The organism is Halomonas sp. EF61, from assembly GCF_040147045.1.
GTDB classification, from domain to species: Bacteria; Pseudomonadota; Gammaproteobacteria; order Pseudomonadales; family Halomonadaceae; genus Halomonas; species Halomonas litopenaei.
Window position 1 is genome coordinate 848066 of the sequence record NZ_JAMSHM010000002.1, and the last position, 14467, is coordinate 862532.

Annotated in this window: 13 protein-coding genes; 10 read left to right on the top strand and 3 right to left on the bottom strand. The window is 61.9% G+C overall.

All coding sequences use genetic code 11. The annotated features are described in order from the left end of the window. Positions 1 to 35: 35 nt before the first annotated feature. From NFI08_RS12625 to NFI08_RS12660, 8 genes are all read left to right on the top strand, one after another. The gene (locus tag NFI08_RS12625; protein WP_349589762.1) at positions 36 to 1190 is read left to right on the top strand and encodes a phosphoribosyltransferase domain-containing protein; all 1155 of its coding nucleotides are present in this window, start codon (positions 36 to 38) and stop codon (positions 1188 to 1190) included. After that, on the top strand, positions 1187 to 1942 hold the full coding sequence (locus tag NFI08_RS12630; RefSeq protein WP_349589765.1) for an HAD family hydrolase: 756 nt from the start codon (positions 1187 to 1189) through the stop codon (positions 1940 to 1942). Before NFI08_RS12625 ends, NFI08_RS12630 begins: the two co-directional genes overlap by 4 nt. Further along, positions 1939 to 3078 (top strand): cysteine protease StiP family protein, encoded by a 1140-nt coding sequence (locus NFI08_RS12635; RefSeq protein ID WP_349589768.1) that lies wholly within the window; start codon positions 1939 to 1941, stop codon positions 3076 to 3078. Before NFI08_RS12630 ends, NFI08_RS12635 begins: the two co-directional genes overlap by 4 nt. Beyond that, positions 3075 to 3962, top strand: coding sequence for an aldolase/citrate lyase family protein (locus NFI08_RS12640; RefSeq protein ID WP_349589770.1), 888 nt, complete (start codon positions 3075 to 3077; stop codon positions 3960 to 3962). The genes NFI08_RS12635 and NFI08_RS12640 overlap by 4 nt, the downstream gene beginning before the upstream one ends. Positions 3963 to 3973: 11 nt before the next feature. Then, entirely contained in the window at positions 3974 to 4708 is a 735-nt protein-coding gene (locus NFI08_RS12645; protein ID WP_286985184.1) for a hypothetical protein, read from the top strand. A gap of 99 nt (positions 4709 to 4807) precedes the next feature. Beyond that, positions 4808 to 5416 carry a TerD family protein gene (locus NFI08_RS12650; protein ID WP_349589773.1) on the top strand — a complete coding sequence of 203 codons (609 nt, stop codon included), beginning with the start codon at positions 4808 to 4810 and terminating at the stop codon, positions 5414 to 5416. Between the two features lie 579 nt (positions 5417 to 5995). Continuing rightward, positions 5996 to 7483 (top strand): DUF1254 domain-containing protein, encoded by a 1488-nt coding sequence (locus tag NFI08_RS12655; protein ID WP_349589776.1) that lies wholly within the window; start codon positions 5996 to 5998, stop codon positions 7481 to 7483. Positions 7484 to 7546: 63 nt separating this feature from the next. Next, a complete protein-coding gene (locus tag NFI08_RS12660; protein WP_349589779.1) occupies positions 7547 to 9082 on the top strand; it encodes a DUF1254 domain-containing protein in 1536 nt (511 codons plus the stop codon). A gap of 195 nt (positions 9083 to 9277) precedes the next feature. Here the strand turns inward: NFI08_RS12660 and NFI08_RS12665 are convergent, their stop codons facing one another. From NFI08_RS12665 to NFI08_RS12675, 3 genes are all read right to left on the bottom strand, one after another. Beyond that, a complete protein-coding gene (locus NFI08_RS12665) occupies positions 9278 to 9700 on the bottom strand; it encodes a DUF3617 domain-containing protein (protein ID WP_108131431.1) in 423 nt (140 codons plus the stop codon). A gap of 386 nt (positions 9701 to 10086) precedes the next feature. Continuing rightward, positions 10087 to 10896, bottom strand: a complete 810-nt coding sequence (locus NFI08_RS12670) for an enoyl-CoA hydratase/isomerase family protein (RefSeq protein ID WP_349589783.1) — start codon at positions 10894 to 10896, stop codon at positions 10087 to 10089. 281 nt (positions 10897 to 11177) lie between these two features. Next, positions 11178 to 12095: a LysR family transcriptional regulator gene (locus NFI08_RS12675; RefSeq protein WP_349589786.1), complete on the bottom strand. Its 918-nt coding sequence runs from the start codon at positions 12093 to 12095 to the stop codon at positions 11178 to 11180. Positions 12096 to 12295: 200 nt separating this feature from the next. Here NFI08_RS12675 and NFI08_RS12680 point away from each other — a divergent pair, with 200 nt between their 5' ends. Continuing rightward, positions 12296 to 13150 (top strand): DUF4437 domain-containing protein, encoded by an 855-nt coding sequence (locus NFI08_RS12680; RefSeq protein WP_349589788.1) that lies wholly within the window; start codon positions 12296 to 12298, stop codon positions 13148 to 13150. 276 nt (positions 13151 to 13426) lie between these two features. Continuing rightward, positions 13427 to 14338, top strand: a complete 912-nt coding sequence (locus NFI08_RS12685; protein WP_045994729.1) for a LysR family transcriptional regulator — start codon at positions 13427 to 13429, stop codon at positions 14336 to 14338. The last annotated feature ends 129 nt before the right edge of the window (positions 14339 to 14467 follow it).

Sequence of the window (14467 nt, forward strand, 5' to 3'; positions counted from 1 at the left end):
GCTGACCCTCGCTTGCACCAACGATAGGGGATTCCGTGCCTATCACGCAGCATAGTGCAACCATCTGCGCCGGCACTCTCGAGCTGACCCTCCACGAGCAGGGAGAGAGACTGGAGGAACTGCTGGCCTTCGGCTCGCGCCTCAATCCGCGCCGTGGCTATCTGTTTATCTCCAGGGTTCTGGGCAAGCATATCCCTGTCCGCCCGAGCGCGATGGATAGCATTCACGCAGAATTGGCTTCCGCGATCCAACTGCTGGGCTCGACCGCCTACGTCGTAGGCATGGCGGAAACCGCCGTCGGCCTCGGTGCCGGGGTTAGCCGTCACCTCGCCGCTACCCATGACGACAGCGTCTTCCATCACACCACACGTTTCACCGTCGCGACGCCCTGGATCCGTATCAGGGAGGCCCATTCCCATGCAGATACCATGCACCTGGCGAGGCTTGGTGTGGAGGCTCAAGCTGCGGTCAGCGAGGTGCAGGATCTGGTATTGGTCGACGATGAGATCACGACCGGCAGAACGCTGGCCCAGTTGGCACGGGCGCTGATGATTCAACCCGAGCTTGCGCGGGTGAAGCGGCTCCATATCGTCTCTCTGGTAAGCTGGCTTTCGCCGACCGCTCGACAGGCGCTTCTCGATCAACTGCCTGAGACGCTGGAGGTACGCTTCGTCCAGTTGATGGCGGGAGAATTCACGTTCCACCCCCGCCCTGACTTTGCTCCATCCCTGCCCGACGACGTTGACACTGGCTTCTGCCAGGCGATTGCGCATCGCCAACATCGACCGCTGCCGATCGAGAACGAAGGCCTCTACGGCAAGGTCATGAGCTCTCGCCAGCAGCCCCCGCCGGCAATGCTCGAGGCTATCGATATCACCCCCGACGTGCCTGTCGTGGTGTTCGGCATGGGTGAGTATCTTGACGCCCCCTTTCGCCTGGCGCTTCAGCTGGAGCAGCGTGGACAAGAAGTGCTGTTTCAAAGCTCGACACGTTCGCCCATTGCCGTGGCCGACGCGGTGACGTCCCGGATCGAGCACGCGGCGCCGGATGCCGGAGGCAAAAGGCACTACCTCTACAACGCTCCGGCTCGACACCTGCCACTGGCCTTTGACGGTATCGGACGGATCGACCTTAGCCGTGAACTGGAAGCCAACCATCTCCAGTCCTTCAGCCGACAGGCCTGTCCATGACCAACCGCCTGATCGTTCTCAGCGACCTCGACGATACCTGGTTCAGCACCCATCGCGCAGAGCCCACCAAGGACAAGCGACTCCATCTTGCTGCAGTCGATCGCCAGGGAGCCCCCCTCTGCTTCCAGACAGCCCAGCAAAGTGCGCTGTGGAAGCTGATCGAACGCACCGCCGATATCATCATTCCGGTGACCGGCCGCACCAGCTACGCGGTCGAACGAGTGACATTGCTGGCCCGAGGCGGCTACACCATCGCTAGCCACGGTGCCCTGGTGACACTGGATGGCACTATCGTCCCGGCCTGGGCAGAGCATCTGGCACCTCACCTGGATGAGGCCAAGACGGCCCTTGAACAGGCCAGAAATCATCTCGAACCGCTCGTCGCCAGACTCGCGCCAGGTGGCGACATCCATCTGCGTGTCCTGCATGACCTCGATGTTCCCGTCTATCTCTCCGTCAAGTCTTGCGCTGAACTGCCAGAGCGCCTTGTCGCGGCGCTTCGCGAGGCCTCCGCTCGGTTTGGGCTGAGACTCCACGCCAACGCACGCAATGCAGCCTTGCGCCCTCACTACACCTGCAAGGCCAGCGCCGTCAGGTTTGTCCTCGAACAGCTGCTGGAACGCCACCCTGAAGACACTGTGCTCACCTTCGGTGACAGCCTGTCCGACATCGACTTCATGGGGACTGGCGATATGGCCGTGGCGCCGACCAACAGCCAGATCTGGCGCCAATTACAGGAGTTTGCCCAATGACCTCGATGATCGGCCTTACTCCCATCCACGGATCCTACTGTCCCGACGACTGCCAGTTCCTGCTGACCCCGATCCGCCCACGATTTCTGTCCATCGAGGAGAAGGAAAGGCGAATTCAGACGGGACAAGCCCACTACAGCGAGATGATCCATCGCGAGGCGGCGCCCAGCGCTCGGTATCTGAGCCTCTTCGACGCCCTGAGTGACCGCTACGCCCAGCGTCTGGCCCAGGAAGTCTGCTCGCTCGCTGGCCGTCTGCTGGCCGACATCGGCCACGGTCAGGCGCCGATCGGACTGGTCAGCCTCGCTCGGGCCGGGACGCCGGTGGGCGCACTGCTGCGGCGCGCCCTGGTGGGGCAGGGGCAACAGCCCTGCGAGCACTACAGCATCTCCATTATTCGCGACCGTGGCATCGACACCCAGGCACTGGACTATCTTCTCGACACCGTCGGCCTGGCACCGGAGCGGCTGGTCTTCATCGATGCCTGGACCGCCAAAGGCGTCATCACGCGGGAGTTGCGTGCCAGCCTGGCGCGCTACAACGATGAACGCAAAGCGGTTGGCAAGTCGCCGGTCCCGGTGCGCCTGGCCGTCATCTCGGACATCGGAGGCACCGCCGACTACTCGGCCACCTTCGATGACTACGCCATTCCTTCCGGCGTACTCAACGCGACCGTCTCGGGTCTCGTCTCCCGCTCGGTGGTCAATGACCAGGTGCCCGCCGGCGCCTTCCACGGCTGCGTGATCCATGATGACCTGGCCGAACACGACCGCTCTCATGCCTTTCTGGATCAGGTTTCAACGCACTTCACCGGCCTCGATAGCTCCCTTTCCCGCGCCACCACCACCGCCGAACGTGCCCGCCAGCGGCAATCGATGCTGACGATGCTGGATACCCTGGCCCGGGACTATCAGGTCAGTGACATCAATCACATCAAACCCGGCATTGCCGAGGCCACACGCGTCATGCTGCGTCGCGTACCGGCCCTGCTGCTGGTGCGAGACAAGCGCCATCCTGATGTGGAACACCTGTTGCTGCTGGCTGGTGAGAAGGCCGTTGCGGTTGTGGAGCGTCCGGACATGCCCTTCCACGCCTGCTCGATCATCAAGACCCTGACCGCCGAGGCACGCCCATGAGCGTCTCCCGAGTCTACGCCGCGCTGGGCGCCTCGCTGTATGTTCCGGCAACCCACCCGCGTCTCGACCATATCCTTGCCCACGGCTGCCACGGGGCACGCTCGATCATCTTCTGCACCGAGGATGCGGTGGCACCCGATGCAGTCGTCTGGGCCGTGCAGCGCCTGATCAAGGCACTCAAGAGCACACCGAGAGATACCCGACATCTGCGATTCGTCAGGCCACGCTCGCCTTTGGTGCTACGCCAACTGGTCGAGTCAGCGGGAGCGCTGGACGCCCTGGACGGTATCGTGGTGCCGAAGTTCGACAGCCGCAGCGCGGCGCGCTGGAAGTCGGTCCTCGACAGCGCCCCACAGTTGCCACTGATGCCCACTCTTGAGACAACCGCGCTGTTTCGCGATGCGACGGCGGATGCCATCGGCGAGTCTCTGGAAGAACTGCGCAATCCCGTCATCACACTGCGCATCGGAGCCAACGATCTTCTGGGCACGCTCGGCATCAAGCGCGAACCGGGCATGACGATCTACGACACACCGCTACGCTCGACACTGGAGCGCATCGTGACCCTGTTCCGACCGGCCGGCTACGAGATAGCGGCGCCGGTCTGTGACCTGATCGGCGAGCCGGAGACACTGGCCCGTGAGGTCGCTCAGGACATCGCCTGGGGATTCTACGCCAAGACCTGCATCCACCCATCGCAGATCGATGTCATCGAGGCCCACCTGAAGCAGGCCATCCAGCGACAGCGCCAACAGGCCAACCAACTCCTGACACGTGGAGACGCCGTCTTCCAGGATAACGGGCAAATGCTCGAGCAGACCTGCCATGGGTCCTGGGCGCAGCGAATCCATTCCCTGCAAGCCGAGTATCAACATCAACAGTAAGGAAGCTGACGATGATCAACCTCAACAAAGTCGACGAAACTGCCACGATCGATCTCTCCAAGGGCACCACCGACCTGGTCGTCAAGGCCCAGTGGGTAGACAACGGCGATGCCTCAAGTGACAACGATGATCTGGATCTTCGCTGTTCGATTCTCTTTCCAGACGGGCAGATGTATCTGGTCGATGCGGAGTACCGCTGCGCGCTCGACCAGGCGCCTTATGCCCATCACCACGGCGATGTTCAGAATGCCAGCCAGGAAATGCCGGGAGAGGAAGTCATCACGGTAGCCAAGGACATCGCCAAGAGGGCCGGTGGGCCAGTGGCCATGGTGTTCAGCGTCTATTCCGCGCTTGGCAACGGCGCCGTCTCGGTCGCATCGCTGAAGCCTCAAATGAAAATGAGCTGCGGCACGGATGTCGTCGTCTGCTCCTACGACTTCTCCAAGGATATAAGCGCAGCCAACCCCAACATCTACACCTACGTCATCGGCTACGCCATCGTCACGGAGTCCGAGGTAATCCTCGCTCCATCGGGAAAGACCTCACGACCAGGTGAAGAAGAAACCGCCTGGATCTCCTGGCACGGAAGCTCAGTCGATGTCGATGTCAACGGCCCAGCGGTCTTCAAGGGCAAGCAAGCGTCAAAAGGCCCCTCTTACAACCGCCAGCGAAATATCACCAAGACGTTCGCCAACGTCGACCAGGCGAAGCTGCAAAAGAAAGGCCTCTTCGGGCTCTTCGGCTAAAGGTGCAGCGTCATCACCTCTCGTCCTTGTCTCGGCGTATTTCAACCGGCCGATATCGTTTCGCAAGAGCCTAAACAGACATCACCAGGAAAATCTCATATGAGCATCAATCTCTCCAAGGGGCAGCGCATCAGTCTTGAAAAGAATGGGACCTCCCTTTCCCGTATTGAAATCGGTGTAAACTGGGGCGCCATCAAAAAGACAACAAAAGGCTTTTTTGGCGGCGAAAAAACAAGGAATGTAGACGTTGACCTCGACGCCTCGGTAGGGCTTTTCGATGAGTCAGGCGAGGTCGTCGATATCGTCTATTTCGGTCAGCTGAAATCCAGGTGTGGAGCCATCCATCATAGCGGTGACGACCTGACCGGCGATATCGGCGGTGACGACGGCCGCGACAACGAGGTCATCTCCATCGACCTCAATCGAATCCCTGCCAACATCACCAGGCTCGGCCTTGTCCTGAACTCGTTTCGAAAGCAGGATTTCGCCGACATCCCTTATGCCAACATTCGTATTCATGACGGCAGTGGTTCGGTCTTTGGCACCTTCGATGTCGCCAATGACGCCAGCTTTTCGGGCAAGATCAGCATGATCATGGCCAGCGTCTACCGCCACGGTGAGAGCTGGAAGTTCCGCTCGATCGGTGAAGCGGTGGACGACAGGGACCTCAAGTCCACCCTCGCCACCTTCTCCCGGAAATTTGCCTGACCCCATCGGGTGTGAGCGGTCGCCTGGCGGCCGCTCACCATGACAACCGCCATCCCCATCTTCATTTCACGCCCGCCGCCAAGTAGCCACCCTCTCCCTACGATCATCCGTCTGGAACATCGGACCTGGGCATGTCTGCCAACACCATATCCGGAGTGCCCCCGGACGCAATCAGGCCACGGCTCTCTTCCTGCCAGCGATCCCTGGTGTCTACCTCAGCCATGCCTCGTCCGCTCCCTGACAGCTACGACTCGAAACGACACCAGGCAGGCCTGGATCCGGTCACATAAAAGTATGCAGAATCACCATCAGCCCGAAGGCGGCTTAGTGGCGGGATCTCGGGCTCTGTGCCAGCTTTCTAAATCAGAAATATTTTGAAGACGATTCTCGAGCGGTGGCGAATCAGGCGCCGCGCCGGGCGGGCTTTGTTGCGTCCTGTCGATGCGCAGGGCCCCCACACGAGACTCGGACGCAACCAGGCACGATCTGATCTACAGCACGACGGCGCGGATTAGCGGGATGGAGGCGAACTCCGCCCGGCTCAGACCACCATCGATAACAGAAAGGGAGTTCGGGAAGATGCTTCGTCACATGACCACGGCCACCGTCGCCGGGGCGCTGCTCTGCGCTTCGGGGCTTGCGCAGTCGGCCGTTCCACTCGATCAGGCAACCCTCAAGGGCGACGAGGTGATCGAGACGCCCGCCGGCGAGATCGAACTGCAGGACAGCTACTTCGATGAACAGGCGTCGCAGCGACTGTTCGACACCATGGACGTGCAACGGGCCGCCCAGGCCTATATCTGGTCGACGCCGCTGGTCAGCACGACGACCTGGCGGGACAACCAGGGCGAAGCCTTCGGTACCGATGAACCCGGTGCCTTTGCCGTCCTCGAGACGCTCAAGGAAAAACGCGGCATCGTCACCGCCAACCTGACCACCCCCTACATCTTCAACTTCACCGATCTTTCCGATGGGCCGGTGCAGATCGACTACCCACCCGGCCAGACCGCCGGCGGGGTGCTCGACATGTGGATGCGCCCGGTATTCGACCTCGGCCTGACCGGCCCCGACAAGGGCGAAGGCGCCACCTACATCGTGGTCGGCCCCGGTGACGATCCCGACGACTACAGCGAAGAAGATGCCCACGTCTTCCAGAGCGAGACGAACAACGTGCTGGTGGGCATCCGTATCCTCGATCCCGACCCGGCCTACTACGACACCTATGTGTCCCAGTACCAGATGGGGCCGGTGGGTGACACCTCGCCCAGCACCTTCGTCAAGGGCAAGGACGTCGAGTGGAGCGCCACTGCCCCACGGGGCCTCGCCTACTGGGAAAAGCTCGCCTCGATCATCGACGAAGAGCCGGTGCGCGAGATCGACAAGGCGTGGATGGCGATGCTCGCGCCGCTCGGCATCGTCAAGGGCGAGGCCTTTGCACCGGACGAGCGCCAGCGAGAGATCCTGCTTCAGGGCGCGGCCCTGGGTGAGCTGATGACCCGCAACCTCCAGGTGAATCCGCGCTATGCGGATGTCTGGTGGGAGGGCACCTCCTGGTACAAGAGCTTCGACTTCGTCGTCGCCCAGGCCACCGATACGCTGCAGCAGATCGACGAACGTGCGACCTGGTTCTACGAGGCGGTCGGCTCCAGCGAGGGCATGGTCAACCCGACGCCCGGCGCGGGACAGGTCTACATGACCACCAAGCGTGATGCCAACGGCGACATGCTGCGCGCCGATCGCAACTACGTGCTGCATGTCCCGGCGGAGGTCCCGGTGGAGCAGTTCTGGTCGTTGACGCTCTACAGCGAAGACACGCGCCGCCCCTATGACAACGGAGGAACGGAGATCTCCGATGTCAGCCTCGACAGCCGCATGGAACAGCTCCAGTACAACGAAGACGGCTCCATCGATCTCTACATCGGTCCGGATGCCCCGAGCGGCCTGGAAAGCAACCACATGAAGACGGTCGAGGATGACGGCTGGTTCGTGTACTTCCGCCTCTACGCACCAGGCCAGGCCTTCTTCGACAAGTCCTTCTCACTCCCGGACTTTGAACTCGTCGAGTAATCCCCTGTTCGACCCGCCGCCCTTGCCGGCGGGTCGCCCCTTTTCACGCCGCGGGAGCCGATCATGAAATGCCTGTCCAGACCCCTTCTGTGTGCCGGTCTTGCCCTGACCCTGCCACTGGCCCTGACACCGGTCGCCATGGCCCAGTCCGAGCGCGCGACGGAACTTGCCAACCTGCCCTTTGAACAGAACCGTCCCACCGAGCAGACCGCCCAGCAGTTGATGGAGGAGCTGACCTTCCAGCGAGCGACGCAGACCTATCTGTGGGCGCTGCCACTATTGAACACCATGGGAATGCGCGACGGCGCGGCGGAGGCCTTCGGCACCGGCTACAACGTCATGCCCATCTGGACCGAGCGCCTGGACGCCAGGACACTGATCACGACGCCCAACTCGGACCTGATCTACGGCATGGTATTCGCCGACCTGGGCGAGAGCGGTCCACTGGTCTTCGAGGCGCCACCGAAGCTGCAGGGTATCCTGCTGGATGCCTGGCAACGCCCGATTCCCGTCGATGGCGGCGAATACTTCGGTGATCTAGGCCTGCCGGGGCCAGACGGTGGCGAGGGCGGCAACTTTCTGATCGTGCCGCCGGGCTGGGAGGGCGACGTCCCCGAGGATCACTACGTCTATCGCTCGGGCACCAACAACGTCTTCTTCTTCCTGCGCTCGTTCTATCAGTCCCTCGACAACATCGCGCCGGCGACGGACCTGCTGAAACAGTCGCTGATCTATCCCCTCGGCGAGAAGGATAGCGCCAGGCCGATGGAATTCCCGGACGCCGCGGGCGGCTCCTACAACATGCTGCCGCGCTCCGATGCCACGGCATTCGACCAGCTCAAGTATCTGGTCGATACCGAAGGAGAAGCCCTTGCCGGCCCCGACTGGCTGGGCATGCTCGAGGGTATCGGTATCGCCTCGGATCGGGACTTCGCCCCGGATGAGTCGACCCGAAAGACACTGGAAGCCGCCGCCCAGACCGGCTACAAGACCAGCCGCGTCATCGGCTTCCAGCACGGTCTGAACGGCGAGGACTTCCGCGTGTACGAGGACCGCCAATGGCTGAATCCAGTCAACAACGTCTCGGCCCGCTGGCCCGACGTGCCGGTCGGGCTCGACTGGATGTCGAGTGAGGCGGGATACCGTGAACTGGACGCTCGCGCCTGGTTCTTCACCGACTACTTCTCGATCAGCCCCGGCATGGTGTCGATGACCCCCGGCAAGGGCGCCTTCTACATGATCGCCTTCGAGGATGCGGACGGCGAGCCACTGGTCGGCGACCAGCACTACACCCTGACACTGCCCCCCGATATCCCGGCGGAACTGTTCTGGTCGGTGACGCTGTACGAGGCTGAGAATGCCTCGGGCCTCGACAATGGCCAACCGTTTCCCTCGCTCGGCAAGCTCGATGAACCCGCCCAGGAGGATGACGGCAGCACCCAGCTTTATCTCGGTCCCAAGGCCCCGGAGGGCCAGCAGGACAACTGGCTCGCCACCGCCCCGGGGCGCGGCTTCTTCGCCATCCTGCGCCTCTATGCCCCCGCCGAACCGGCGCTGGATGGTAGCTGGAAGCCAGGTGATATCGAGAAGGCGCAGTAACTACCGATCCCACCCGAGAATGTGTGAGGGAACCTGGCCAGGTTGCAACGCCCACACTCGCTATCGCCTTGATGGAGAAAAGCAGAAGGCCCGCCATAGGCGGGCCTTCTGCTTGATCAGCCATGCTGCAAGCCAAGGGCTTCGAGGGCCGTGCTTGGCTACTTGGCTTGGCACTGCAGGGCTTGAGCTCCTGGCCTAGCTTTCGCAGTTCTCGCCGACCCAGTGACCTTCCTGCTCGATGGTGACCTGCTGGCCGTTGTCCATCTCGATCATGCTGTTGAAGTGCTCGTCACTGTGCATCGTGATACTGGCGTCGAAGGTGGTCGTGCGAGCGCCGGCGGGACAGGTTGCCTGGGCATCGATGGTATCGCCATCGCGTCTGATCTTGATGTCTTCGCAACCAGACGATGTCCAGTCCTCGCGCAACGTGGCGATCATGTCACTGGATTCTTCCGCGGTCATGCACTGCGTCTCGGTCGTCTCCTGAGTCATCTGCTCAGGCATCTGGTCGCCTGACATGCTTTGGATAATTTCCCATTGTCCAGGCTTGAGGTCGCTGGCCATGGCGCTGGTGGATACCGCGATCAGCAGAGAGGCAAGCAAGAGGTGTCGTGACATGGATCCTTCCCGTCTTTTTTGGTGAAAAGTCGCCGAGCTATCGGCGCCCCCAGCCTATCTCACCAATGACCGGCAAAACGGAAAAACATCCAAAAGAAAGCAATTAAACAACAGAACGTTACATCAAGGATCGTGCTGTCGATGTCGGCATGCTCGCACGCGGGAAGCCATGGTCCTGCCGGCCCGGGAGGTTCACACCGGGCTTGTCATACCGTCTGTCAGGTCGCGCGTCATTCCTCTCGACTAGGCGCTGTCCGAAAAGTCGATGAGCGAAGGTTAGACAAGGCAAAAATCGGTGAGAAAGCGCAGTTTACGGGGTGTAAATGAGCATTTTGATCCGATTTTTAACGCCGTATTACCGAGCGCAGGCACTTTTCAGACAAGCCCTAGGCCAGGGCGAAGCCTGTGTAATCCGTCTGCGCATCTTCCCTTGGGCTATCGTGCAAGGGTGTCGACGCAGGGTCGATGTCTCTGCGCTCGTCTGTCTCGCTGGTCTGGCCCGTCAGGCGTCTCACCAGATCATCGACATAGGCGGCGACATCTTCCGGGTCCAGGGCACGGTGAATGGTGCCAAGATATTCCGCCTGATCGGCTCCGTAGTCTCGGCTACCCAGCAAGGAACTCAGTCCACCGACCGGACCCACACGATTCTCGTGCCCGTAAGACTCGCCACGGGCCAGCAGCCCCGTCAAGCCGACCTCCATCGGTACGAATCTCGCAAGGCCTCTTGCGGCAATGCGTACGTCACACGCCATGACGAGCTCGTGGCCTCCATACCGGGCCATGCCTTCCACCTTGGCGATGGTGGTCTGCGGGAGGTCTTCGATTCGCGCAAGAAGACGCTTGAACTCACGTTTTCTGCTGTCGTCATCGCCGACCTGGGGGGATGAGGCACCCTTCAATGTCTTGTATCCCGCCAGGCGCGAGAACACTTCAGGGAACCGAGACTGAAAGACGATGGCATCGATTCTGGCATCGCGCTCGAGATGATCCAGCAGCTTGCTCATCTCGTCGAGAAAGATGGCACCGCTCGGGTCCAGCGGGGCATCCAGGAAGGTCACCCAGGCGGCACCTCGGCGTACCGATACGTTAAAGGTGGTGAAATTTCTGTACTGCATGACAATCCCCTCGGACAGATTCATGAATCCGTCGCCGGCCTGGCACTGCGGATGGTCGAGCCATTCTGCGCCTTGCACGCCGGCCTCCCGTGGCTACCATTCAGCTCGATGACACTCGGACCAACTTAGCCCAGTCGAGATGGCTTCAGAATGGCCGCTTTCCGGTTTCAGAATTCGCAAAATCCGTATAATGGGGACCAATTTTTGCCCTTTCAGGCACTTCCCTCACATTCTCTCCCCCGACAAGACGCCCGCCAGTGCCAGCTCTCTGTACCAGTTCCCTCTGCTAGCTCTCTTTACCAGCTCTCTTTACCGGTTCTCTCTGCCTGCTCTCTGCCAGTTCCCTCTACCAGCTCTCTTTACCAGTTCTCTCGGGCCGTGACGGCCTGCTCTCTCACAGATAGCTCCTGGCAGAGCGCTTCGGCGAACGCCTTCACCCGCCGGGGTTGGTCGCGAGCGGGAGGAAACATCAGCTGCAAGGGCTTGGGCGGCGCCGCCACGTCCTCGAGCAGTGGCACCAGCCGCCCCTGTTCAAGGTCTTCCTGGACGTCCAGCTCCGACTTGAGGCAGATGCCATGACCTTCCACCGCCCACTGGCGCACCAGTGAGCCGTCGTTGGCGATCCGATTGCCCTTAACCGTCACCTGCTGCGGTGCGTCCTCAGGCCCAAAGCTCCAGACGTTGTCCAGCGCCGCACCAAAACGCATCACCAGGCAGTTGTGCTGTGCGAGTTCCGTGGGAGTGCCAGGAACGCCATGACGCTCCAGGTAGGAAGGTGCTGCACAGACGATCCGGCGAAACGATCCCAGCTGGCGAATGCGCAGGCTGCTGTCCAGCACTTGCCCGAACCGAAGCGCCAGATCGAAGCCCTGACCGACGATATCGGTGAAACCGTCCGACAGCGACAGCTCGAGCGATACGTCCGGGTTTTCGCGGGCAAAGTTCGCCATCACCTGGGACACCACCCCGCGGCCCAGGTCGATGGGCACGCTGATGCGAATCGGCCCGGACAGGGTCTGGGCGCCATGACGAATGCGAGATTCCAGCTCCTCAAGCTCTGCCAGCACCTGCTTGGCGCCCTCGACCAGAGTACGGCCTTCTTCGGTGAGGCTGATGGAGCGGGTCGTGCGATTGATCAGCACCACGCCGAAGTACTGCTCCAGCGACGCCAGGCGCTCGGACACGGTGGTACTGGAAAGCCCCGTCTCTCTGGCCGCCGCCACCAGGCTGCCCTTCTCCACGATGGTCAGAAAGAGGCGCATGTTGTGAACGAGCATTATTCGGATTCTCCGGATTTATTTTTCGAATATAGGCGGTTTATCCCCCCACCCCCAGCCGATACCGTTCTTCGCCTCACTGCTGGGCCGGTAACCATGCTCCTCCCTGCGGTGCCTTGAACGAGGCTTCGGTTGCCGACCCTCGCATTCCGAAGATCCGGCCCCTGCCGTCCATCCAGCGTCTTTTCAGGAGTGACCCCATGCGCTTATCTGCTCTTCCCTTGCTTGCCACCGGCGTCGCGATGGCGACGCTCTCGATCGCCGGCCCGGCCACCGCCGCCACCGAGGTGGTGCTGCGCTCGGAGGTGACGCCACAGCCACTTAACCCTGCCAGAGGCGACGCCAGTCCCCAGGCCAGCGTGCTGTGGGGCGACATCACCAAAGATGTGCCCAGTGGCGCCATCATCGAGTTCAAGGAAGGCTTTGCCTCGCCCCCACATATTCACAACATCACCTACCGTGCGGTCGTCATCGAGGGTGCCGTGCACAATGATGACCCGGATGCCGCCACCATGTGGATGGGTCCGGGGTCGTTCTGGACACAGCCGGCTGGCGAGGACCACATTACCTCCGCCATCGCCGAAGAAGGCGCCACCATCTTTCTGGAAATTCTGAAGGGCCCCTACCTGGTCCAGCCCTCGGACCAGGCCTTCGACAATGGCGAGAAGCCCGTCAACCTGGAAGCCGGCAATATGGTCTGGCTGCATGCCGATGCCATCAACTGGCTCGAGGTACCCGGCCAGTCGCAGGAAAATGGCGCCGAAGTGGCCTTTCTCTGGGGAAGCACCGCGCCCGAAGAAGCCAACGGCTCCCTGCTGAAGATCCCGGCAGGAGCCTCGGGGACCATCAGCGGGGACGGTGATACCTTGCGCGCGGTTGTCATCCGGGGCGACGCCGAATTGAGCGGGGCCGATATTCAGGGCTCGTCACCGCTTCCCTCTGGCAGCTATTTCAGCGCGAATGACGACTCGGCTCCGCTCTTGACCTGCACCTCGGACGCCGAATGCCTGTTCTACGTGCGCACGGATGGCAGCTTCGACTTCGCCTCACGCTGACCTGCTGACGCCTCGCGTTCGCCGTGCCCCCGGCCTCCCGGCCTCCTGGAAAGATTCGTGCAGGCTCGATACCGCGCCTCTGCCCCGGGGGCCGCTCGGTGCTGCCGCCCGGCCCGGCCGGGGGGCGCTGCGCACGGTGAAGGCATCGCCGGAGCACCACCGCGACGCGGTCCTTTCAAGCCCTTGCCTCGGCCCTGCAGCGAACCGCGCTATCTGCGGCGTGGCGCTTGCCTTAAGCTGGTGCCGAGGCCATCAACGTCACCGGGAGCCTAGTGAATGGACACAGATGGACTACGCCTGTTTGTACTGGCGGCCGAGACGCTGAATATCAGCGCGGCGGGACGCCAGCTCGGCATCGCGCCGGCGGTCGCCAGCGCTCGACTATCCAAGCTGGAACATCAGGTCGGCGCCGACCTGCTACATCGCTCTACCCGCAAGGTATCGTTGTCCCAGGAAGGGGCGGCCTTTCTTCCCTTCGCCAAGGAGATGCTGGCCCAGGAGGACGCCGGGCTCGCCGCCCTCGGCAAGGACAGCGAAGAGGCGACCGGGCGCCTGCGATTCGCCGCTTCCAGCACCTTCGCCCAGCTCTATGTCGCACCGATCCTGCCGGAATTTCTCGAACGCTACCCCAGCGTCAGCCTGGAGTTGCGACTGTCGGATACCCAGACCAACCTGATCGAGGGTGGGTTTGACCTGGCCTTGCGCAACTATCCGATCGAGGACAGCAACCTCAAGGCACGCAAGCTGGCCGACGACAAGCGCGTACTGTGTGCCTCCCCCGACTACCTGAACCGCCACGGCGTGCCGAGGACGCCGCAGGACCTGCAAAGCCATCGGCTGGTGGCCTTTCAGGGTGGCACGCCGCGGGCGTTATCAAAGAACGGGATGCGCACCCCTCACACCTTTCCCCCGGCCGGGGCCAAGCCCCGCGTCTATTGCGACGATGGCGCCAGCATGAGGGTGGCCGCGGTGGCGGGCACCGGCATCACCATGCATGCGCTGTGGAGCATCCACAAGGACCTGGAGCAGGGAACGCTGGTCAGGGTTCTGCCCGACCACGAGGTCGACGATCATTCCGCCATCTGGCTGGTTTACCCGAAAGCCAACGTGCTGACCGCCAAGGTCCGGGTGTTCATCGACTTCCTGCTGGAGAAGATCGGCACACCACCGATCTGGGACAGGCACTGACAGCACTACGCCCTACTACGCCGTAGCCGGCGCGCACTGTCAGCGATTTCCAGAAACTGATTCCCGGGTCATGGCGTTTTTTTCCAAGGCGGCATCGGCAATCCTGTAGGCATCGATTCACACCCTCTA

Bases quoted from the DNA above. Each gene is read 5' to 3' on its own strand.
- NFI08_RS12680 (WP_349589788.1), top strand. From the start codon at position 12,296: ATGCGCTTATCTGCTCTTCCCTTGCTTGCCACCGGCGTCGCGATGGCG.
- NFI08_RS12630 (WP_349589765.1), top strand. From the start codon at position 1,187: ATGACCAACCGCCTGATCGTTCTCAGCGACCTCGACGATACCTGGTTC.
- NFI08_RS12655 (WP_349589776.1), top strand. From the start codon at position 5,996: ATGCTTCGTCACATGACCACGGCCACCGTCGCCGGGGCGCTGCTCTGC.
- NFI08_RS12660 (WP_349589779.1), top strand. From the start codon at position 7,547: ATGAAATGCCTGTCCAGACCCCTTCTGTGTGCCGGTCTTGCCCTGACC.
- NFI08_RS12675 (WP_349589786.1), bottom strand. From the start codon at position 12,095: ATGCTCGTTCACAACATGCGCCTCTTTCTGACCATCGTGGAGAAGGGC.
- NFI08_RS12640 (WP_349589770.1), top strand. From the start codon at position 3,075: ATGAGCGTCTCCCGAGTCTACGCCGCGCTGGGCGCCTCGCTGTATGTT.
- NFI08_RS12635 (WP_349589768.1), top strand. From the start codon at position 1,939: ATGACCTCGATGATCGGCCTTACTCCCATCCACGGATCCTACTGTCCC.
- NFI08_RS12645 (WP_286985184.1), top strand. From the start codon at position 3,974: ATGATCAACCTCAACAAAGTCGACGAAACTGCCACGATCGATCTCTCC.
- NFI08_RS12685 (WP_045994729.1), top strand. From the start codon at position 13,427: ATGGACACAGATGGACTACGCCTGTTTGTACTGGCGGCCGAGACGCTG.
- NFI08_RS12650 (WP_349589773.1), top strand. From the start codon at position 4,808: ATGAGCATCAATCTCTCCAAGGGGCAGCGCATCAGTCTTGAAAAGAAT.
- NFI08_RS12665 (WP_108131431.1), bottom strand. From the start codon at position 9,700: ATGTCACGACACCTCTTGCTTGCCTCTCTGCTGATCGCGGTATCCACC.